This is a genomic window from Gammaproteobacteria bacterium, assembly GCA_015709695.1.
Lineage (GTDB): Bacteria > Pseudomonadota > Gammaproteobacteria > Steroidobacterales.
Map to the genome: position 1 here is coordinate 2,225,378 of CP054183.1, position 19,674 is coordinate 2,245,051.

18 protein-coding genes are annotated in these 19,674 nt (G+C 68.7%); 7 read left to right on the plus strand and 11 right to left on the minus strand.

The features are described from left to right. Positions 1 to 14 precede the first annotated feature (14 nt). The 9 genes from HRU81_10395 to HRU81_10435 form a co-directional block, all read right to left on the minus strand. The gene (locus HRU81_10395; GenBank protein QOJ32482.1) at positions 15 to 704 is read right to left on the minus strand and encodes a hypothetical protein; all 690 of its coding nucleotides are present in this window, start codon (positions 702 to 704) and stop codon (positions 15 to 17) included. Between the two features lie 154 nt (positions 705 to 858). Further along, positions 859 to 2,349: a hypothetical protein gene (locus HRU81_10400; GenBank protein ID QOJ32483.1), complete on the minus strand. Its 1,491-nt coding sequence runs from the start codon at positions 2,347 to 2,349 to the stop codon at positions 859 to 861. Further along, the gene (locus HRU81_10405) at positions 2,346 to 3,161 is read right to left on the minus strand and encodes a glycosyltransferase family 2 protein (protein ID QOJ32484.1); all 816 of its coding nucleotides are present in this window, start codon (positions 3,159 to 3,161) and stop codon (positions 2,346 to 2,348) included. The genes HRU81_10400 and HRU81_10405 overlap by 4 nt, the downstream gene beginning before the upstream one ends. After that, positions 3,080 to 4,171, minus strand: a complete 1,092-nt coding sequence (locus tag HRU81_10410) for a PIG-L family deacetylase (GenBank protein QOJ32485.1) — start codon at positions 4,169 to 4,171, stop codon at positions 3,080 to 3,082. Before HRU81_10410 ends, HRU81_10405 begins: the two co-directional genes overlap by 82 nt. A gap of 74 nt (positions 4,172 to 4,245) precedes the next feature. Then, complete coding sequence (locus HRU81_10415) at positions 4,246 to 5,613, minus strand: SpoVR family protein (GenBank protein QOJ32486.1); 1,368 nt, start codon at positions 5,611 to 5,613, stop codon at positions 4,246 to 4,248. 8 nt (positions 5,614 to 5,621) lie between these two features. Continuing rightward, positions 5,622 to 6,794: a DUF444 family protein gene (locus tag HRU81_10420; GenBank protein QOJ32487.1), complete on the minus strand. Its 1,173-nt coding sequence runs from the start codon at positions 6,792 to 6,794 to the stop codon at positions 5,622 to 5,624. A gap of 17 nt (positions 6,795 to 6,811) precedes the next feature. After that, on the minus strand, positions 6,812 to 8,788 hold the full coding sequence (locus HRU81_10425) for a serine protein kinase (GenBank protein QOJ32488.1): 1,977 nt from the start codon (positions 8,786 to 8,788) through the stop codon (positions 6,812 to 6,814). Between the two features lie 345 nt (positions 8,789 to 9,133). Further along, a complete protein-coding gene (locus tag HRU81_10430; protein QOJ32489.1) occupies positions 9,134 to 10,435 on the minus strand; it encodes an EAL domain-containing protein in 1,302 nt (433 codons plus the stop codon). A gap of 9 nt (positions 10,436 to 10,444) precedes the next feature. Beyond that, positions 10,445 to 11,788 carry an HD-GYP domain-containing protein gene (locus HRU81_10435; GenBank protein QOJ32490.1) on the minus strand — a complete coding sequence of 448 codons (1,344 nt, stop codon included), beginning with the start codon at positions 11,786 to 11,788 and terminating at the stop codon, positions 10,445 to 10,447. A gap of 133 nt (positions 11,789 to 11,921) precedes the next feature. On the opposite strand from HRU81_10435, the gene HRU81_10440 reads away from it, so the two are divergent. Both HRU81_10440 and HRU81_10445 read left to right on the plus strand, forming a co-directional pair. After that, positions 11,922 to 12,251 carry a glycine zipper family protein gene (locus HRU81_10440; protein ID QOJ33371.1) on the plus strand — a complete coding sequence of 110 codons (330 nt, stop codon included), beginning with the start codon at positions 11,922 to 11,924 and terminating at the stop codon, positions 12,249 to 12,251. A gap of 15 nt (positions 12,252 to 12,266) precedes the next feature. Further along, positions 12,267 to 13,079 carry a mechanosensitive ion channel family protein gene (locus tag HRU81_10445; GenBank protein ID QOJ32491.1) on the plus strand — a complete coding sequence of 271 codons (813 nt, stop codon included), beginning with the start codon at positions 12,267 to 12,269 and terminating at the stop codon, positions 13,077 to 13,079. A 57-nt stretch (positions 13,080 to 13,136) separates the two neighbouring features. Here the strand turns inward: HRU81_10445 and HRU81_10450 are convergent, their stop codons facing one another. Further along, complete coding sequence (locus tag HRU81_10450; protein ID QOJ32492.1) at positions 13,137 to 13,526, minus strand: DUF488 family protein; 390 nt, start codon at positions 13,524 to 13,526, stop codon at positions 13,137 to 13,139. A 165-nt stretch (positions 13,527 to 13,691) separates the two neighbouring features. Between HRU81_10450 and HRU81_10455 the strand changes: the two genes are divergently transcribed. The 5 genes from HRU81_10455 (at position 13,692) to HRU81_10475 (ending at position 19,404) form a co-directional block, all read left to right on the plus strand. Continuing rightward, a complete protein-coding gene (locus HRU81_10455; protein QOJ32493.1) occupies positions 13,692 to 16,154 on the plus strand; it encodes a hypothetical protein in 2,463 nt (820 codons plus the stop codon). A gap of 126 nt (positions 16,155 to 16,280) precedes the next feature. Further along, positions 16,281 to 16,937: a response regulator gene (locus HRU81_10460; protein ID QOJ32494.1), complete on the plus strand. Its 657-nt coding sequence runs from the start codon at positions 16,281 to 16,283 to the stop codon at positions 16,935 to 16,937. Beyond that, on the plus strand, positions 16,934 to 18,238 hold the full coding sequence (locus HRU81_10465; protein ID QOJ32495.1) for a sensor histidine kinase N-terminal domain-containing protein: 1,305 nt from the start codon (positions 16,934 to 16,936) through the stop codon (positions 18,236 to 18,238). The genes HRU81_10460 and HRU81_10465 overlap by 4 nt, the downstream gene beginning before the upstream one ends. Positions 18,239 to 18,301: 63 nt before the next feature. Then, positions 18,302 to 18,661 (plus strand): NirD/YgiW/YdeI family stress tolerance protein, encoded by a 360-nt coding sequence (locus HRU81_10470; GenBank protein ID QOJ32496.1) that lies wholly within the window; start codon positions 18,302 to 18,304, stop codon positions 18,659 to 18,661. Next, complete coding sequence (locus tag HRU81_10475) at positions 18,658 to 19,404, plus strand: cytochrome b/b6 domain-containing protein (protein QOJ32497.1); 747 nt, start codon at positions 18,658 to 18,660, stop codon at positions 19,402 to 19,404. The genes HRU81_10470 and HRU81_10475 overlap by 4 nt, the downstream gene beginning before the upstream one ends. A gap of 28 nt (positions 19,405 to 19,432) precedes the next feature. Here the strand turns inward: HRU81_10475 and HRU81_10480 are convergent, their stop codons facing one another. Next, entirely contained in the window at positions 19,433 to 19,669 is a 237-nt protein-coding gene (locus HRU81_10480; GenBank protein ID QOJ32498.1) for a hypothetical protein, read from the minus strand. Between the last annotated feature and the right edge of the window lie 5 nt (positions 19,670 to 19,674).

Consider the following 19,674-nt stretch of genomic DNA (forward strand, 5'->3'; position numbering starts at 1 on the left):
TTGCCGGGCCGGCGTCAGCGTGCCGGCGGGTGGCTGCGCCGGCGGGTTCGTGCCGCGAGGGCCGCGGCCGCGCTGAGGAACAGGGCCATGGCCGGCGGCGCCGGCACGGCCGTGGCACTGATGGCGATGTACTTGGTCGCGATCCAGGCGCCGGCGCCGGCTCCCTCCGCGCTGGCGGACAGGATGCCCGTGAGCTGCAGCCTCAGGTCTGCGGACGGGGCCGCAAACAGCTCCTCCGGACTGGTGGCGGCCTCGAGCCGCCATATCCGCGGCTGGCTGCCATCGCCCGTCGCATCATGGCTGACGCCGACGGCACCGCTGCCCGGGCCTGCGTTGTCGAACAGCTGCAGGCCGAAGTGGCTGCCGACACTGCCGCCGGCGGTCGCATCGTGGTCGCCTTCGACGGACAGATGCAGGCCAGCCAGGTTGCCCAGGCCGCTGAAGATGCGGTCGATGACGAAGGTGGCCGACAGGCTTGCCGGCCCGCTGCCGCCGGCAGCCACCGCCGCCGCAGCAGGCGGCAGGAACTCCAGCGTGTCGCCAACGCGGAACGGCAGCCCGAACACCGCAACCGCGGACTGCGTTTCATCGTACTGGAAGCAGATATTCGGCCCGCAGTCGACCACCATGGCGTCGGCGCGTACGGCGCCCAGCAGGGAGGTGACGAGGAATCCGATGACGGCAAGCGGTCTCGTGAACGACAAGGACACAGGGTTTGCTTTCTGCAGGAAACGAGGGCCGGGAATTCTTGCGCTGCACCGTGCATGCATGCGCTGCACCGGTGTCGACAGCTTACCGTTCGTGCCGCAGGCCGCTCAACGGCGCCTTGACAATAATGCGGAGAAATTCGCGGGAGTTTCAGCCGCTGCGCGTCTCTGGCGATACCTTCATCACACCGGCTGCAGGCACCTGCCGGCGTCGCCCGGGCCGGGCGATGGCGAGCCAGGCGATGAGCAGCAGAAACAGCGGCGGATACGGATGCAGGTAGCGATAGGAAATGATGTGCTGGAACAGCAGCGCGCTGACAGACAGCACCAGGGACATCAACGCCAGCGCCGTTGCCGCGGGGGCCTCGTCGCGGGCGCGAAGCAGGGCCGTGGCAGCGAGGAACGGCAGCAACAGGAAGGTCAGCGTGAACCACTCGCGTGCATGCTCGAACCATGAACTGGCCAGCGTGACCTGATGGGGAATCCCGCGGGCATCCAGGTTGAAGTTCTGCCGCAGCAGTGCCGCGAAATCCGCGCCCAGGTCCAGGCGGCCAAGATCGCTGTCCATGCGCCAGCGCTCGGCCACCGGATCAAAATACTGGCCGATGATCGCCGCGGCCATGGGCAGCAGGCCCCAGGGGCGCTCCGACAGCGCGCGTTCGGCGACGATGGCCGCGGCCTGCTCGGCATTGCGGCAGGTCCGGCGCATCACCGGCCACAAGCCATCGTCGCGCCAGATCTGGCTCTCGCGCATGGTGGCGTCGCGCAGCGGCACGCCGATGCGGCGCAGGATGTCGGGCGGGCAACCAGTCCCTTCGAAGTCCGCAGGCTGCACCAGCGGCGCCACCATGCCGAGCTCGAACACGCCGGCGATGCCGATATAGCCGGGCGGTGCATGGGTAAGGTGGCCGACGAGATGGCGGTAGCCGACGTGCAGGATCGAGGTACAGGCGATCGCCAGCGCCAGATGTGCCCCGAGGCAGCGCCGGCCGCAGGCCCGCGCCGGGGCATGGAGCAGCCACCGCCAGGCCGGCAGCAGGCCGCCGACCGCGAGCAGGACCGCAAGCCCGTTCATGCGCAGCGAGGCAGCGGCCAGCCCGCACACTGCCGCGGCCGGCAACCAGCGCCAGTCGCCATCCCGGAAGTAGGCGACGGCGCAGCCGATGAAGCCGAACCAGGCGAGCCCTCCAAAGGCCTCGGCCATGACCATGCGTTCGTAGAAGAGCTGCGCCGGCTCCAGCGCAGTCAGCACCGCCAGCGCCCCGGACAGCAACGCCCCCAGGCCAAGCCCCCCGCGCGCGATGGCGTAGACGATCGTCGCCGCGAGGGCCCCGGCGACGGTCTGCGCCAGCACCAGCGCCAGCAACGAATGGGCGGGCACCGCCGTGAGGGCGATCAGCATGCTGTAGACGAAGGACCGATCGCGCGGGATGACGCCATCCAGGGCGCCGTGCAGGTAGGTGACCGAGTCGCCGAGGAACACCCGCGGCACGTGATCCACTGCCAGCACCGCAAGTTTCACCGCCAGCACCACGGCGAGCACCGTCCACAGCTCGCGACGCCACCGCGGAGGCAGGGCCCCGGCCACAGGATCCCGTGGCGGCGCGGTCACGCCACCGGTTGCGGCGTTGCCTTGGATCATGGCGGCGAGGTGATCTCGACGTGCTGGCCGCGAAGCCGCCAGAGATGATCGAGCATCAGGCCGCCGCGGATGATGCGGCCGGCGACCAGCCGCGTGATGCGCAGCACATCGGCGACCGGGGCGAAATGGCTCGGCCGCAGGCCAGGCGCATAGCGGGCCTCGATCGGCACCGCCACCGTGGTGATGCCGTGGGCGGCTGCCTCGATGAGGATCTCCGCCTCGAAGTCGAAGCCGGATGCCGGGCAGGCGCGCGCCAGCGCCGCAGCCCGGCGCGGATACACGCGATGGCCGCTCTGCGTGTCGATGACGCGGTGGCCACAGGCCCAGGAGAGGAACCAGTCCGCCACTGCGTTGGCACGTCGACGCGAGCGCGGCTGGCGCTCGCGACCGATCAGCCGCGCGCCGATGACGATGCGCTCGGGGTGCTGGCGCGCCGCCGCCATCAGCCGCGGGATGTCGGCCGCCGCATGCTGGCCGTCGGCGTCCATGGTCATCACCGCGTCGGCACCCAGCGAGAGCGCCAGCGCGAAGCCGTCATGCAGCGCGGCGCCCTTGCCGCCACGTTGCGCGCGCCGCAGGGTCCGGACCGGCAGGTCGGCAATGCTGTCCAGGGTGCCATCGGTGGAGCCGTCGTCCACGACGATGACGTCCAGATCCAGTGCACCGATGTCGAGGAGCAGCGCACGCAGCGTCGCCGCCTCGTTCAGTGCGGGAATCACCAGGGTCAGCTTCACGGAATAGGGTCTCTGGTATCTGTCGTTGGCGCGCCTTGCGCCGGAAGCCCGAGCCACGGGCAGCGGTCGAAGATCCATGGACCACGCCGCAGCGGCTCGAGTTTCAGGAAGGTATGACAATTTTCCGTGGCGAGTCCCTGCACCGTCAACCGGATTCCGCCGGCCTGGCGCCGGGCCAGGGCGGCCAGCGCCGGGCCGGCGATCACGCGGACGGTCGGCGTGCCACCGGGCGGGGCAGCCACCACCAGCAGGCGCTGGCGGGCAAGGACCCGGGCTGGCCATCCCAGGTCGAAGACCAGGCTGCCGCCACCGGGTCCCGGCTCCAGGCGGGTGACCGGGACCCGGCCCGGCCAGGGCCAGAACGGGTCAGACCGGAAGACTTCCCGGCGGCCGGCCATGCGGCGCAGCCGGGAAGCCGACAGGGCCGACTGGGTGGCATAAGCCGTCATCGCCCGCTGCTTCGACGCCCACTGGCTGTCGTCCAGCTCCCATGCCAGGGCGGCCTCCGCTGGCCGCCCGCCGTGGATACGGTAGGACAGCACGCGCTGGGCGAGCCCCGCCTGGCGGGCTGCCAGGGTCATCAGCAGCCCCGCCGTCCCATGGTCCGGGTGCCTGTCCGTCACGGCCGGGATCACCAGGTCGGTGGGTGAGAACGCGCTCAGCTCGCGCTGCAGCAAGATCATCAGGCCGCCGGGATCCGCAATGAAGCGATCGGTGAGGCCCCCGTCCGGCCAGCCGAAGGGCTGCAGGACCGCGGCCGGATCGAACCCCATCCGCTGCAGCGCCTCCATGGATTCCGCGCGACGGCGCCGGCCCCATCGCCGGCGCGCCCCGTCGTCGATCCGCCAGCGTCGCTCCACCCAGCGCTGCGGCCAGGGATTGTTGTCGCCATCCGTGAGCAGCCACACGCGCACCGTGGCCCCTGCCTGGCGTGCGGCCTGCATGAGGCCCGCAGCGGCGATGGTTTCGTCGTCGGGATGGGGCGCGACCACGAGCAGCCGCGACAGGGGGCCGAATGCCGGCCTTCCCGGGCCGCCCGGGCCGGGATATGCAGCATCCGCAACGGTCATGGCGCCACCACCGCTCATGCGGGGCGCATCCTAGCGCTTGCGGGGCGAAACCGCTCATCCGTGGCTGCCGGCGGCGGCCGGCCGGCCATCGCTCAGGCAGCCGGTGCCTCGATCACGCAGGGCTCGCCCCGGCCATCGACCGTCTCCAGGCGCACCGGCCGGCGCCAGACGCGCTGCACGTAGCCGAGCACGCGGGCGGCGCGGTCGGCGTCGAGGCCCCGGCCGTCGCTGCCGTGGTCATGGCCGAGATGCAGCGTGCCGTCGGTAGCCACGCCACGCACCGCCACGGCCGGGGCGCCGAAGTTGTATTTCGGCGCGAGGATGGCGTCGCGCAGCGCGTTGATGTCCCGGTCGGCCACTTCCACGGTGCCGTTCGCCGACGCCGTGTAGCGGAACAGTTTCAGTTCCTCGGCCAGCTCCGCAGTGAGGTAGTTGCGCACGAAGCTGAAGTCGTCATCCTGCGCGCGGATCTCGAAGGCCTTCCGCGGCCCGAGGTTGTCCATGATGGCCTCCCACATGCGGAAGCCGAGGTGATACGGGTTGATGGCGAGCGAGGCCTGCCGGTCGGCGGCATGCGGGCGCACCACGTCGGAATGCGTCTTGATGGCATCGAGGTACTCGTGCTGCGGAATGAAATCCGCTTCCCGCAGCAGGCGCGCATGCCAGTACGAGGCCCAGCCTTCGTTCATGATCTGGCAGGCGAACACGGGATAGAAGTAGAACGATTCCTCGCGTACTGCCAGGAAGATGTCGCGCTCCCAGCCCTCCAGCTCCGGCGCATACCGGGCAATGAACCACAGCAGGTCCTTCTCCGGGTGCGGCGGCAAGGGCGCTCGTCGCCGCGGCTCCGCGGCCGGCGCGGCACGCTCGTCCCCGGGCAGCTGATGGAAACGCTGGCGGAAGGTGTCGTCGCTCACCGGCGGGTCGCTGGCGAACTCCGGGTAGGCTTCGCGGCGCAATCCCCGGAAGACATCGATGTGCGCTTCCAGTGCCAGCGCCGCGTCGAGCACCTGCTCGACGCGGCCGGCGCCGTGCTCCTCGATGGCGCCGGCGATCTGGCGGGCGTGGTCCGCGGCCTGGTCGACGATGCGGTAGCCGACTTCCTGCTGGCTGCGGCGGAAGAGTTCGTTGTGGCGGGAGAAATCGGCATGGCCGAGCACATGGGCCACCACCAGCGTGTTCTCCGGCAGGCTGTTGCCCCGTGCCAGGTAGGCGCGTCCCGGGTTGCCGGGGAATACCACCTCGAACAGGCGCGAGTGGCCCATGCGATGCTGGATCAGCTGGTAGATGTAGCGCACGCCGAAGGACCAGTGCGGCATCCGCACCGGCAGCCCGTATACGGCCACCTCCATCATGAAGCTGTCGGGCACTTCCTCGAACTGCACCGGGAAGTAGTCGAGGCCCTGTGCACGGGCCAGTTCCTCGAGCTGGCGCCCGTAGGTTTCGATGGCGGCGGCCACGGCCGTGCTCAGCCTGCTCCCGCCGCGACCTGCTGGCGGAAGAAGGCGCGGATCGCGGCCCAGACCGATTCGCTGCCGGTCAGGGCGTAGCTGCCCACCGGGCGACCGGCATCGGCCTGCGCCCTGAACAGCCCGGCGGTCTCGGTGTCGAGGCCGCGGTCCTCGGAGGCCGGTGTCTCGACGTAGCCGGTGAAGCTCGCCACCGCGGTGATGCCCTCCAGGGCGGCACCGGCGGCCTCGTGGTCGTCCTTGAAGTTCTCGCCGTCGGAACCGTAGAAGAAGTAGACGTTGTAGCGTGACGGGTCGTAGCGCTCGGCGATGGCATCGCTGACCAGCGAGAACGCCGAGGAAGCCACCGTGCCGCCCGATCCGCGCACCTGGAAGAACTCCGCCTCGGGAAATTCCCAGGCCTTGACCGTGTGGGCGACGAACACCAGCTCGAGCCGCGAGTACTGTCGCCGCAGGCCCTGCACTACCCAGAAGAAGAAGGTCTTGGCGAGCTGGCGGTCACGGTCGCGCATGCTGGAGGACACGTCCATGGCGAAGAACACCACGGCCTGGGTGGCCGGCTGGCGGCGCGTCACCAGTTGCCGGAAGCGCAGGTCCTCGTCGGTGAACGCCGGTCCGGCCGGATCGACGGCACGGCGCTTGAGGCTTTCCTTCATGGATCGCCGCCGGTCCAGGCGCGAGCGCACGCCGCGTCGGCTCCAGCCCTCGCGCTGGTACTCCTCGTCCTGCGTCACGCCGGCGCGCGGCTGCAGGTTGGGCAGCTCGAGCTCCTCCCAGAGCCAGTCGACGATGTCGTCCACCTTGAGCTCGAGCACCAGCTGCAGGCCACCCTCGCCGTCTCCGCCCTCGCCCTTGTCCTGCCCCTGGCCAGCCGCCCCCGGCTGCGCCAGCCTGTCACCGGGCCTGACATCGCCCTGGCCGGCGCCCACCGCTTCCTCCGCATCGCGCAGCCGGAAGCGGTAATGCTCGAGGAAGCGCACCGGCACCCGCACGGTACGGCCAGGATCGGCGCCGGACATCTCGGCATTACCGAGTACCTCGGGCAGCTTCTCGCGCACCGCGCGGCGAAGCTTCTCGTTGTGTCGCAGCCAGTCGCGCGCGCCGCGCGAGAACAGCTCGTACCAGTCCTCCCCGCCCGCGCTGCAGCCGGAGAATGTCGAGGGCAGGTCCATCGTCCCCGGGCCCCCGCCTATTCCTGCGACAGCAGCGTGGTGACGTAGCTCAGGGCCTCGCGGGCGCTGTGCTCGTCGTAGCCGTACTCCATGACCAGGCGCTCCTGCACGGCGGAGATCTTCTGCCGCACCTCGTCGTCCGGCCGGGCGGCCGAGGTGACCAGCCGCAGCACGTCGCGGCGTTCCTCGAACAGGTACTGCTCGATGGCCTCGTGCAGGCGCGTATGGCTGTCGAGCGTGAAGCGGTCGCCGGCCTTGAAGGCCACCATGGCCTTGCGCACCACCTCCTGGCGGAAGGACTGCTTGCCGGACTCGGAGATCTTGATCTTCTCCTCCACCTTGCGCAGGAAGCGCTCGTCGGCCGGCCGCGCCTCGCCGGTGATGGGGTCCTTCACCTCGCGCTGGTCCAGCGAGGCCTCCACCTCGTCCAGGTACTTCTCCAGCAGCTGCTGCGCCTCGTCCTCGAATGAGGCGAACAGCGCACGGTGCACGTCCTCCTTCACCCAGCGGTTGTAGAAGTCTTTGCGTGCCGTCACCAGGAAATCCACCCAGGCCTTCTTCTGCGCGGCATCCATGCGCGCATCGCTCTGGATCGCATCCTTCAGGGCCAGCAGCATCTCCATGCTGGTGAGGCTGCGCCGGTCGCTGCGGGTGATGGCGTTGGAAATGGCGTTGATGACGAACCGCGGGCTGACCCCGGACAGGCCCTCGTCGGGGCTCTCGGCGCGCAGCCGCTCCACCTCGCTGGCGGAGACGCCCTCGACGTCCTCGCCGGCGTAGACCCGCAGCTTGCGCGACAGGTCCAGGCCCTCCTTCTCCGGCTTCGTCAGCCGCGTCAGGATGGCGAACACCGCGGCCAGCGGCAGCACATGCGGGTCCAGGTGCACGGCGCGGAAGGCCGGGGCGTTGGACACCAGCTTCTGGTAGATGCGCGCCTCGTCGGGGTAGGACAGCGTGTACGGCACCTTGACGATGACCATGCGGTCGAGCAGCGCCTCGTTTTCCTTCTCCTGGAGGAAGCGGTTGAACTCGGCGAGGTTGGTGTGCGCGACGATGGTCTCGTCCAGGTGGATCAGCGGGAAGCGCGACACCTTGACGTTCTTCTCCTGGGTGAGCGTCAGCAGCAGGTAGAGGAACTCGCGCTTCACCTTGAGGATCTCGATCATCTCCAGCATGCCGCGGCTGGCGGCATAGACGGCGCCGCTCCAGGACCAGGCGCGCGGATCGCCCTCGTCGCCGATCTCGGCCACCTTCGACAGGTCCACCGAACCGACGAGGTCGGCGATGTCGGCCGTGGTGGGGTCGTGCGGGGCGTAGGTGCCGACGCCGACGCGGGCCGCCTCCGAGAGGAAGATGCGCTCGACCGGGAACTGCATGAAGTCGCCGCGGAATTCCTCGTCGAGGCGCGCGCGGCTGTAGGGCGAGAGCTCGCCGCTGATCTCCACGCCGTAGGTCTCGCGGAACTTGCCGCGCAGGCTGGCGGGCACCAGGTTCAGCGGCGATTCGTGCAGCGGCGAGCCTTGCAGGGCATACAGCGCACCAGCATCCGTGTGGCTGTATTCCTCCAGCCCGCGCTTCATGAGGATCACTGCGGAGGACTTGCCACCCGACGGCGGACCGAGCAGCAGCAGCAGGCGGCGGCCGACATCGGAACCGGCGCTGGCCGCCTTGAAGTACTCGACCACGCGGTCGAGTGCCTCGTCGATGCCGTAGAGCTCGCTGGTGAACAGGTCCTTGGGGTTGCCTGACGCGGTGTCCGCCGCGGCATCGGGACGTTCCGCCCGGTACCAGCTGAGCATGTCGTATAGATACTGGTGGCTGGAGCGGACGAGCCGCGGGGCCGCCGCCGGGAAAATGTCGCGCAGGAATTCGGCAAAGCTGCCGCGCCACCGCGAGGCCTTGTGGTGGGTGGCGAAATTCGCCAGCTCCTCGATCAGGCTGTCGCCATTGCGCCCTGGAACAGCCTCGTGCCTGGAGTCCGTCAAGCCCGTCATGCTCAATCTCCCTGACCGGAGAGATCCGCCGAAGAAGCCCGTGCCCTCGCTTGCTGTTGTTGTTGTCGCCGACCGATCCGCGTGCTTCCCTTGAACCTCTGCCTCTGGCTTTGTAGTGGATCCGCCGGCGCCTGGGTGCCGGTCCGCTGCCTTGCGATCCCAGACTCGCCCTCCATTGGACAGAAGTCTGTGAGCACATTCACAGTACGCCTATCTTTTATACATAACAGCAGGGATCGATCAAGGAAGGCAGCAGCGTGCCAGGCATCGCTTGCTGCCATGCAAGGACGACATGGCCGTGGCGGCCGCGGACGGGGACGAGGTCAGCCGGGTTGGCGCCGGTCTTCAGGCCGGGACGCGCAGGACATCGCGCCCGATCCAGGCATTCTCGAATTCCGGCGGCGCCACCGGCGCGCCGTAATGGAAGCCCTGGCCGAGGTCGCAACCCATGGCTGCAAGGGCGGCAAGCGTCGCCGGCTCCTCGATGCCCTCGGCCACCACTTCGAGCTGCACGGCATGGGCGAGCTGGATGATCGACGCGACGATGTCGCGGTCGCGTTCCGCGGCGAGCACACGCGCGACGAAGGCGCGGTCGACCTTGAGTTCATCGGCCGGCAGGTCGCGCAGGTAGGCGAGGCTGGAATAGCCCGTGCCGAAGTCATCGATGGAGGTGCGGGCACCGAGACCGCGCAGCTGGCCCATGATCCGCGCGCTGGCCGCGGGGTTCTGCATGAGCGAGCTCTCGGTCAGCTCCAGCGTCAGCTGCCCGGCGGGCAGGTTCCAGACGTTGATCGCATCCTCGACGAGATCGACGAGATCGGGGTCGGCGAGGTTGCCGGCCGCGAGGTTCACCGAGATGTTGAATCCCGGCTGGCGTCCGGACCAGGCAGCCGCCTGGCGCAGCGCCGAGTTCAGCACGAACCACAGCAGCGAACGCATGCTCCGGGACTGTTCTATGGCTGCCATGAAATGCCCGGGCGGCACCAGTCCGCTCTGCGGCCTGCGCCAGCGGACCAGCGCTTCCGCGCCGTGGAGACGGCCGCTGCGCAGGTCCACCTGCGGCTGGTAGTGCAGCTCGAACTCACCCGCCTTGAGGGCCTCCTCGACCTCGAACCAGGTGTACTGGCTGGCGGCTTCCGGCGCATCCAGCAGCGATGGCGTGAACAGCACATGGGGCTCGTCCCGGCTGCGGGCCGCCTCCAGGGCGATCTCGCACTGCTGCAGCAGTTCCTCGCCCGTGCGCGCCGGATCCGGCAGCAGGGAGATGCCCGTCCTGGCACGGACCCGGGCATGGCCGGCGCCGATGACCACCGGCTCGGTGACCGCCCGCGCCACCTTGTCGGCGGCCAGCACGGCATGGCCTTCGTGCAGGGGGTTGTCGATGAGCAAGGCGAAGCTGCGACTGTTGATCTCGAAGACGCGGTCCTGCTCGCGGGCCACGCCATTGAGCCGGCTGGTGATTTCCTCGAGCACGCGGTCGCCGCCGAGGTAGCCGAAGCGGCTGTTGATCTCCCCGAGGCCGGACAGCTGCACGAGCATCAGCGCCATGGCGGAGGATCCGCTGCGCGAACGCAAGGCGTCGATCTCGCGCAGCAGCAACGAGTAGCGGAACCGGGTTGCCGTGGGAGCCTGCAGCCTGGCGCTCATGACGGCGGCTCAGCCGATGAAGTAGTTCTTCGGATCCAGGCCGAAGGCGCCGGCCTCGTGGCCCCTGGCGATCCAGTAGGCGTTGCCTTCGCTCTGGTCGCTCGGGCACTTGCGCAGGTCGAGGCTGCGGTACTCGCGCAAGGGCTGCTTGTCCGCATCGAGCACCAGCAGCACCTTGGGGCGCAGGCGCCGGATGCGGTTCTGCTCCACCACGATGCCGACCTCGCCGGTATTCATCTCCACGACACTGCCGGTGGGGAACATGCCCATGGCCTGCACGAACTGCTCGACCATCTCCTTCTGGAACTGCACGCCAGACAGGCTGTTGATCTCGCGGATGGCGTCGTAGGGCGATTTCGCCTGCGCCCAGGGGCGGTGGCTGGTCATGGCGTCGTAGCAGTCCACCAGGCCGCCGATGCGGGCGAAGACCGGAATGTCCGCACCCTTCAGCCCGCGGGGGTAGCCCGAGCCATCCGCGCGCTCGTGATGGCCCTCGATCATGGCCAGCACATCCGCATTGATGCCGGGGCTGAGCTTGAGCATGTCCAGCCCGTAGGCCACGTGCTTGCGGATGGCGTCGAATTCGGCCGGCGAGAGCTTGCCGTCCTTGCCGACCAGGCTCTCGGGCAGCTTGGCCTTGCCGATGTCGAGGAGCATGCCCCCCATGGCCAGCGTGTCCAGGCCCTGGCGGTCGAAGCCGAGGTGCCGCCCGAGGATCACCGCCCAGACCGAGGAGGCGATGGAATGGTGATAGGCATATTCGTCGCGCTTGCGCAGGTAGACCAGCCAGGCCATGGCATCCTGGTTGCGCAGCACGCTGTCGATCATGGGCTTGACGGCGGTCTGCACCTTCTCGACGTCCACGCCCGCGCCCTTGCGGATGTGCACCAGCACATCGTTCATGGTGGCGACCGCCGCGTCGTAGGCGCGTATGGCCTGGGGAGCCTCGCGGGCGGTGGGCACCTGGTTGCGGTACTGGCGGTGGCCGTCGATCTTCGCTGCCAGGGCGCCGGTCGGGTCCAGCCTCGTGACCACACGCATCACCCGGCCCGTCAGGGTCGAGGGATCAGCCTCGGCCGCAACCCGGGCCCCGGCCTGGGCACGCCCGTTCATGACAGCCTCGTGGTTGCGCGGCTGCAGGGCCTGCAGGACCTTCTCCCTGGGCAGGGAACTGCGCGTGACATCGATATAGACGTGCCGGCAGAACTTGCGCAGCAGCTTCAGCTCGCTGTCCTCGCGGATCTCGAAGCCCTGGAACAGGAAGGGTGTCTCGAGCCACGGGCGATCGAGCTGGGCCACGAACATGCCCCGCTCGAGGTTGGCGGTCTCGATCTTCTGACGCTTGAACAGCACTGGAAGCCCCGGGGTTGGCACCGCAAGCACGAACGCTCGGTCATAATAGCGACCGCGGCCCGTGCCGCTGTGGCCGCGGTCACACTCCGGGGTGGAGGGAATGCTGATGAGAACTCAGGCTACAGGTCTGGTGATGGTGGTGCTGGGACTGGCAGGCTGCTCCGGCGCCACCGGACCCATCATCGACACCAAGGGCGTGGACATGGCGCACTACCAGCAGGATCTCGCCGAATGCGAGGCCTATGCCACGCAGGTTTCAACCGGGACGGCCGTCGCCAAGGGCGCCACCGGTGGTGCGGTCGTCGGCGCCGCGGTGGGCGCCATCGCCGGCGGCAGTGCCGGCAAGGGTGCAGGGATCGGCGCGGTGACCGGCGGCGCACAGTCGGCGCGCATGTCCGATCGCGAGAAGGCGGACGTGGTACGCAACTGCCTGCGCGGCCGCGGCTACAAGGTGCTCAACTGACGGGGGGACGACACCATGGATTTCGAGAACCTGCTCCAGTCCGGCGCGACGCTCGCGCTCGGCATCGGCCTGAAGATCCTCGGCGCGCTGGCGGCGTGGATCGTCGGCCGCTGGCTCATCGGCCTGGCCATCCGCCTGACCAGCGCGGCGCTCACGCGCCAGCAGGTGGACTCGACCCTGCAGCGCTACCTGGGCTCGATCATCGCCGTCACCCTGAACGTGGTGCTGGTCATCGCCATCCTCGGCTACTTCGGCCTGGAGACCACATCCTTCGCGGCCCTGCTGGCCGCGGCGGGCATCGCCATCGGCGCGGCCTGGAGCGGGCTGCTGGCGAACTTCGCCGCCGGCGTGTTCCTGGTGATCCTGCGACCGTTCAAGGTCGGTGACTTCATCGCCGCGGGCGGCGTCGAGGGCGTGGTGGAAGCCATCGGCCTGTTCGGCACCACCATCAACAGCGGCGACAACGTCCACACCATCGTCGGCAACAACAAGATCTTCAGCGACAACATCCGCAACTTCACCGTCAATCCCTGGCGGAGGGTGGACCGCCTGGCACAGCTCGCCCACGGCGTCGACCCGAAGGACGCCACGATGCGCCTCAAGGCCGCGCTGGCGAAGATCCCCAACGTCATGGCAACACCGGCGCCGGATGTCGAGATCATCGACTTCACGCCCATGGGGCCGGTGCTCGCCGTTCGCCCCTATTGCCACAACGACCACTACTGGCAGGTGTATTTCGACACCAACCGCGTCATCGCCGAGACCTTCGGTGCGGCCGGCTACCCGGTGCCCGAGCAGCACATGAGGGTGAAGCAGGGCGGAAGCTGAACGGCCTCGGTCAGGTCCTGCCGGGCACGAGACCGGCAATCGCACCCTGGCCGCGGCTCACTTCAGCTTGCGCGGCCTGGCGGCGGCTTGCCGGCGCCGCAGCTTCCTGTCCAGATATTCCTTGAGCGCCACGGCGTTGTTGTGCTCCTCGTCGTGGGAGCTGTAGACCAGCGTCACCTTCCCGCGCCGCGCCGCGGTCAGGATCGGCTGCCAGGCCTCGGGATGGCCATCGAGTTCGCCGAAGTAGCGCTCGCGGAAGCGATCCCACTTCGCCGGGTCGTGGGAGAACCACTTGCGCAGTGCCGTGCTGGGTCCGGCTTCCTTCAGCCAGGCGACCACATGGAGCTTCTCCTTCGTCAGGCCGCGTGGCCACAGCCGTTCGACCAGCAGGCGGGTGCCGTCGCTGCCCGACACCGGCTCGTAGGCCCGTTTCACGGTGATGGTCATGGATCCTCCGGTTGACGTGATCTGGGGGCGATATCCGATGTTACCCGCACTGGACATAATCCGGCCGTCGACCGCCCGATCGCTTCTTGCACCTGCAGCAAGCTGCGCGCATGATCGGCTCCGCAACGCCGTCGCTACCAAGAACTACTCATAAGGAGCGTCGCCATGCACCGCCGTCACCGCCTCCTTCCGTCCGTCCTGGCCACCGCCCTCTCACTGCCCACCCTGGGACCGGCAACCGCGGCCACGCTGACCTGGAACAACACCACCGCCGACTGGAACATCGCCGGCAACTGGACACCGGCGGGCCCGCCGGCAGCAGGCGATGTCGCGGTCGTCAACGGCGGCAACGCGCAACTGAATGCACCGGCCACCATCCTGGGCTTCAACCAGGGCGGCGGCGTGCTGTCGGGCACGGGCAACCTCACCGTCACGGGTTCCTCCACATGGACCATGGGCACGCAGACCGGCGCCGCCGTGACGCAGTATGACGGCCCGCTCGCCATCAGCGGACCCGGTGCCAAGACCATCTCGGCCAGCCGAACGGTGACGCTCAACGGCAACACGACCTGGAGCGGCAACACGGGCGCCAACAACACGATCGCCCTCAGCACCGGCACCATCAACAACAACGCGGTCTTCACCGACCAGAACAGCTTCGGCAATGCGCTCACCGGCACCGGTGTCAACGCCTTCAACAACGCCGGCACCTACACCAAGGACGTCAGCTCCACCGGCACGACGACGGTGACGGCCGTCTTCAACAACACGGGCACGCTGAACGTCAACGCCGGCTCGATGAACATGACCGCCAGCACCCACAGCGGCACCATCAACCTCGCCAACGGCGCCTCGATCGAGTTCCGCAACGGCACCAACCAGCTCAACGGCGCCACCACCACGGGCGCCGGCACGCTGATCGTCAGCACGGACAACGTCGGCGCAGACGGCGCCGCGACCATCACCGGCGGTGCCATCGGCTCGGCCTTTCTGCTCAGCGGTGGGCCACTGTACGGCGGCGCGCAGGCTTTCAATGGCACCTCCACCTGGACGGGTGGATCGATCGTCGGTGACGCGGCCGGCGATTTCGAAGTCACCGATTTCAACGGCGACCTGACGATCTCCGGTGCCAACACCAAGGCCATGGTCAACGGCCGCACGGTCAACCTGAATGCCACCACCACCTGGACCGGCAATACGGCGGCCAACAACAACGCCATCCGCTTCTGGAACGGCGCCACCCTCAACAACAACGGCACGTTCAACGACAACAACACCTTCCAGGCCTTCATCGAGCACAATGTCGGCGGGCCGCACAACTTCAACAACGTCGGCACCTACAACAAGAACGGCAGTTCGGTGACGGTCGTCGACGGCGGCGTCGCCTTCAACAACGGCGGCACCGTCAACATCAACGCCGGCACGCTGCGGCCCTCGGGCGGGACCAGCACCGGGACATTCAACATCGCCGCCGGCGCCACGCTGCAGTTCCAGGACGGTGCCAACGTGCTGAACAACGTGACGACGGCCGGCGCTGGCACGTTCGCCATCACCTCGGACAACATCGGGGCGGACGCCACGGTCAGCGTCAATGGCGGCACGCACACCACGGCCTTCCTGCTCTCCGGCAGCACGCTCACCGGCAGCGATCACGTCTTCCAGGGTCCGGCCACCTGGACGGGCGGCGCGATCTCCGGAGCCGCGAGCACCACGTTCACCAACAACGTGACGATCTCGGGCCCGAACACCAAGTCGATCATCGGCGGGCGCACGATCAACCTGAACGCCACCACCACCTGGACCGGCAATACGGCAGCCAACAACAACGCCATCCGCTTCTGGAACGGCGCGACCCTCAACAACAACGGCACGTTCAACGACGAGAATGCCTTCAACGCCTTCGTCGAGCACAATGTCGGCGGGCCGCACAACTTCAACAACACCGGCACCTACAACAAGAACGGCAACTCGGTGACGCTGTTCGACCTGGGCGTCAACCTCAACAATACCGGCCAGTTCAACGTCAATGCCGGTACTGTCCAGGTCTTCAACGCCTTCGACAACCTGGGCACCATCACCACCGCCGATGCCGGCACGTTCGCCACGACCGGGACTTCCGTAGACCTGCAGAACCACGGCATCCTGCAGGGCACCGGCACCTATGACCCTGCGGCCGGCCGCGCGGTCATCAATGCCGGCGAAGTGCGGCCGGGCAGCGCGACGACGGTGGGCCGCCTGACGATGGCCGGCAACTACACCCAGACCGCAGGCGGCCTGTTCCAGGTGAACCTGGCCTCGCTGCCGGCGTTCGACTCCATGGACGTGCTCGGCAACCTGGCGCTGGCGGGCGTGCTGCAGGTGACCAGCCTCGACGGCTACAACCCGGTACTCGGCGACAGATTCACCATCATCACCTTCGATGACGCGGTCGCGGATGCCACCGACCTGACCGGAACCTTCGGCAGCCTCACCGCCACCGGCTTCGACCCCGCCTTGCTGTTCGAGGTGCTGTACCTCGACCACTCGGTGGTGCTGACCGTCGCCGAGGTGCCGCTGCCGCCAGCCTGGCCGCTGGCCGGCACCGCGCTGGCCGCCCTGCTGCTGCGCGCACGTCGCCGCCGCGCCTGACCACCGCTCACCTCGGCCACCCGGCACGTGGCGCTCCGCGCCGGCCAGGCAGCGCGACCCGCACGGCGTTAATCTGTTTGTCAGGTCCCGGCACGGACAATGGCTGGGCGCAACACGGGCTCGCCAATGTATCTGCTGCTGGTGGAAGATGACCTGAACCTCGGCAAAGCGCTGCACAAGCTCCTCCACGACCATTTCAAGGTCGACTGGGTACGCACGCTGGCTGCGGCACGGGAGCGCTTCGGCGCCGCCGCATACGATGTGCTGCTGCTCGACCTCGGCCTGCCGGATGGCGACGGGGTGCAGTGGCTCGAGGCGCTGCGCGCCGGGGGCTGCCAGACGCCAGTGCTGATCGTCTCCGCCCGGGACCGGCTGGACGACCGGGTGAAGGGCCTCGACCTGGGCGCGGACGACTACCTGGTCAAGCCGTTCGAGCCCGAGGAATTGCTCGCGCGGATCCGCGTGCTGCTGCGTCGAAGGGCGGGCACTGCGCAGCCACGCCTCGAGGCCGGACCCCTGAGCTACGCGCCCGATGAGCAGCAGTTCTACCTCGACGGTGTCCCCCTGGGCCTCTCCCCGCAGGAGCGCGGCATCCTCTCGGTGCTGATCCAGGCCGCAGGCAGACCCGTCAGTCGCGAGCGGCTGCTGCAGCAGCTCTACGGCCTCGGTGATGGCGTGGACTCCAACACGCTGGAGGTGCGCATCCACGGCCTGCGCCGCCGGCTCGGCAAGGACCGGATCGAGACCGTGCGCGGCCTTGGCTACCGGCTGGTGGCACAGTGAAGCTGCGCCTGACCTGGGTGGCCGCGGCACTGGCCGCGACCACGGTCATCACCGCCGTGACCGGTGTCGTCGCCACCTACCACGAAGCCAGCGAAGAGCTGCGCGACGTGCTCGACGATGACCTCGAGAGCCAGTGCCGCCTGCTGGCGCGCCTGCTCGCCGCCACGCATGACGGGCTGCCGGCCGCGGAACTGGGCACCTTGCTCCGGGCGACCTTCAGGGAGGACGACGAGGACACGCTCTGGGTCAATGTCTACGACACCGCCGACGGCGGCTTTGCCAGCAACCTGCCGCATGCCCTGCCCCTTGCCGACCCGCAGGCCCGTCAGCTGAGCCTGCGGCTCGGCAGCCATGAGTGGACGGGCTACCAGCATCGCGAGGGCCATCTCGTGGTGCAATTGTTGCGCAGGGCGGATCGCCATGGCGAGATCGGCGCGGACATCCTCGATGACATCATCCTGCCGGTGCTGGCCGGAAGCGCCGTGAACCTGGCGCTGCTGGCGGCGCTGATCGGCCTCAGCCTCTGGCCATTGTCGCGGCTGGTGCGCGAGATCGGCGCGCGCAGCGCCGACTCCCTGGCGCCGCTGGCGAGGCCGACGGTCGCCGCGGAAATCGCCGTGCTGCGCGACACGCTCAATCGCATGTTTGCCGACGTCGACCTGGTGCTGAAGCGCGAGCGCCAGTTCGCCAGCGATGTGGCGCACGAGCTGCGCACGCCGCTGACGACGCTGAAGATCGAGCTCGCCACAGCCAATCCGGACGCGCAGGCGTTGAAGGCCGAAGTGGACAGGCTGGCCCGCCTGGTGGAACAGCTGCTGACCCTGGCCCGGCTCGAGCAGGGCCGCTGGCGGGACGCCTTCACGATCGTCGACCTGCACGCCCTGTATGCGCCGGAGCTCGAGCGCTACCGCGAGCGGATGCAGCGCGCAGGCATGGTACTGGTCAGTGAACTGGCCCCGGCGACGGTCCGCGGCGAGGCCACGCTGCTGCAGTCGCTGCTGCAGAACCTGCTCAACAACGTGCTGCAACACTGCCCGCCCGGCACGCGGGTGCTGGTACGGTTGCGGCAGGAAGCGGGCCACGCGGTGCTGGATGTCAGCGACAACGGCCCGGGACTCGCAGAGCCGCAACGCCAGCAGATGGGCCAGGGCTTCAGCCGCTTCGACAGCCGCAGCACCGGCCTCGGCATCGGGCTGGCCATCTGCCAGCGGATCGCCCAGGTCCATGGCGCCAGCCTGGAGTTCCTGGCCAACGACGATGGCCAGCCCGGACTGAAAATCCGGCTCGGTTTCGCCTCGTAAGGTAATCGTAATGCGCACGCCGCCACACTGCAGTCGTACCATCACTCATCGAGGAGACTGCAGATGAAACAGATCCTGGCCGGCGCGGCCCTCACCCTCATCGCCTCCGGCGCCATCGCCGCGGAACCGGCTGGCGGCTTCAGGGGACCCGACTCGCTGCGGCTCGTGACCGTGGCCGAGGCGGGTCAGCTCGGCGACGACACCGCGGTGAAGCTGCAGGGACACATCGTCAAGGCGCTGGGCGACGAAAAGTACGAGTTCAGGGACGAAACCGGCACGATCACCGTCGAAATAGAGCGTGAGAAGTGGAACGGGGTCGAAGCAACACCTGACACCCTGGTCGAGATCCAGGGCGAGATCGACAAGGACTGGTACCGGTCCGGGGTGGAAGTGGAAGTCGACGGCGTGAGGCTCGTGCAATGAACACGACGGATGCGGCGATCGGGCTGCGGCTGTACCGGGTCTGGGACCCGGTACAGCGCCTGTTCCACTGGCTGAACGTCGGCTGCGTGCTGGCGCTGGTGGCGATCGGCACGGCCATACTCTGGGACAAGGAGCTCGGCGTCTCGGCCGAAGGCAAGGTCCTGCTGAAAACCGTGCATGTCTGGTTCGGCTACGTGTTCGCGGCGAACCTGGCGGTGCGGCTCGGCTGGGCCTTCGTCGGCAGCCCCTTCGGCCGCTGGCGCGCCATGCTGCCGTTCGGCCGCGGCTATGTCGACTCGCTGCGCAGCTACCTGGCCGGCAGCGCCGCGGGTGATGCGCCACGTTACCTAGGCCACAACCCGCTCGGCCGCATCATGGTCGCCGCGCTGCTGCTGCTCATGACCGTGCAGGCCGTGAGCGGGCTGGTGCTGGCCGGCACCGACATCTACTACCCGCCGCTCGGCGCCTGGATCGCCGGCTGGGTGGCGGCCGCGGGCGTGGACCCGGCCACGCTGGTGCCCGGCGACAAGACCCTGGTGGACGCCACCGCCTGGGCCGACATGCGCGCACTGCGCAAGCCCTTCATCCAGGCCCACGAGGTCGTCTTCTACCTGCTGCTCGGTGCCGCCCTGCTGCACATCGCTGCCGTGGTGAGGGCCGAGCTGCGCGAAGGCGGCTCGCTGGTCTCGGCCATGCTCAACGGCCGCAAGACCCTCGACCGGCCGCCGGTGGATCAGCCGTAGCCGCAGAGGCTGGGCTGCACGATCGACTTCAGGCGCCGGCCGGCGCGTAGCTGCCCGCGGCGATGGCCACAATGCCCAGCACCAGGCGCACCACCACCAGGAAGCGGAAGTAGCCCGGCATTTCCCCGCGCCGCACCACCGATCGCGGGCCTTCCTTGCGCCCCTCGCGGCCAACCGTCTCGCCGCTGGCCAGGGAACGCAGCGCCTCGAACAGCAGCCAGATGCCGACCAGGACGAGGGCCGAACGAAGGATGATTGCTGTCATGGGCC

Coding starts and splice junctions, on each gene's coding strand:
- HRU81_10450 (QOJ32492.1), bottom strand. CDS start 13,526: ATGACCATCACCGTGAAACGGGCCTACGAGCCGGTGTCGGGCAGCGAC.
- HRU81_10410 (QOJ32485.1), bottom strand. CDS start 4,171: ATGAGCGGTGGTGGCGCCATGACCGTTGCGGATGCTGCATATCCCGGC.
- HRU81_10430 (QOJ32489.1), bottom strand. CDS start 10,435: ATGAGCGCCAGGCTGCAGGCTCCCACGGCAACCCGGTTCCGCTACTCG.
- HRU81_10470 (QOJ32496.1), top strand. CDS start 18,302: ATGAAACAGATCCTGGCCGGCGCGGCCCTCACCCTCATCGCCTCCGGC.
- HRU81_10480 (QOJ32498.1), bottom strand. CDS start 19,669: ATGACAGCAATCATCCTTCGTTCGGCCCTCGTCCTGGTCGGCATCTGG.
- HRU81_10440 (QOJ33371.1), top strand. CDS start 11,922: ATGGTGGTGCTGGGACTGGCAGGCTGCTCCGGCGCCACCGGACCCATC.
- HRU81_10460 (QOJ32494.1), top strand. CDS start 16,281: ATGTATCTGCTGCTGGTGGAAGATGACCTGAACCTCGGCAAAGCGCTG.
- HRU81_10425 (QOJ32488.1), bottom strand. CDS start 8,788: ATGACGGGCTTGACGGACTCCAGGCACGAGGCTGTTCCAGGGCGCAAT.
- HRU81_10405 (QOJ32484.1), bottom strand. CDS start 3,161: ATGGATCTTCGACCGCTGCCCGTGGCTCGGGCTTCCGGCGCAAGGCGC.
- HRU81_10420 (QOJ32487.1), bottom strand. CDS start 6,794: ATGGACCTGCCCTCGACATTCTCCGGCTGCAGCGCGGGCGGGGAGGAC.
- HRU81_10445 (QOJ32491.1), top strand. CDS start 12,267: ATGGATTTCGAGAACCTGCTCCAGTCCGGCGCGACGCTCGCGCTCGGC.
- HRU81_10400 (QOJ32483.1), bottom strand. CDS start 2,349: ATGATCCAAGGCAACGCCGCAACCGGTGGCGTGACCGCGCCGCCACGG.
- HRU81_10455 (QOJ32493.1), top strand. CDS start 13,692: ATGCACCGCCGTCACCGCCTCCTTCCGTCCGTCCTGGCCACCGCCCTC.
- HRU81_10475 (QOJ32497.1), top strand. CDS start 18,658: ATGAACACGACGGATGCGGCGATCGGGCTGCGGCTGTACCGGGTCTGG.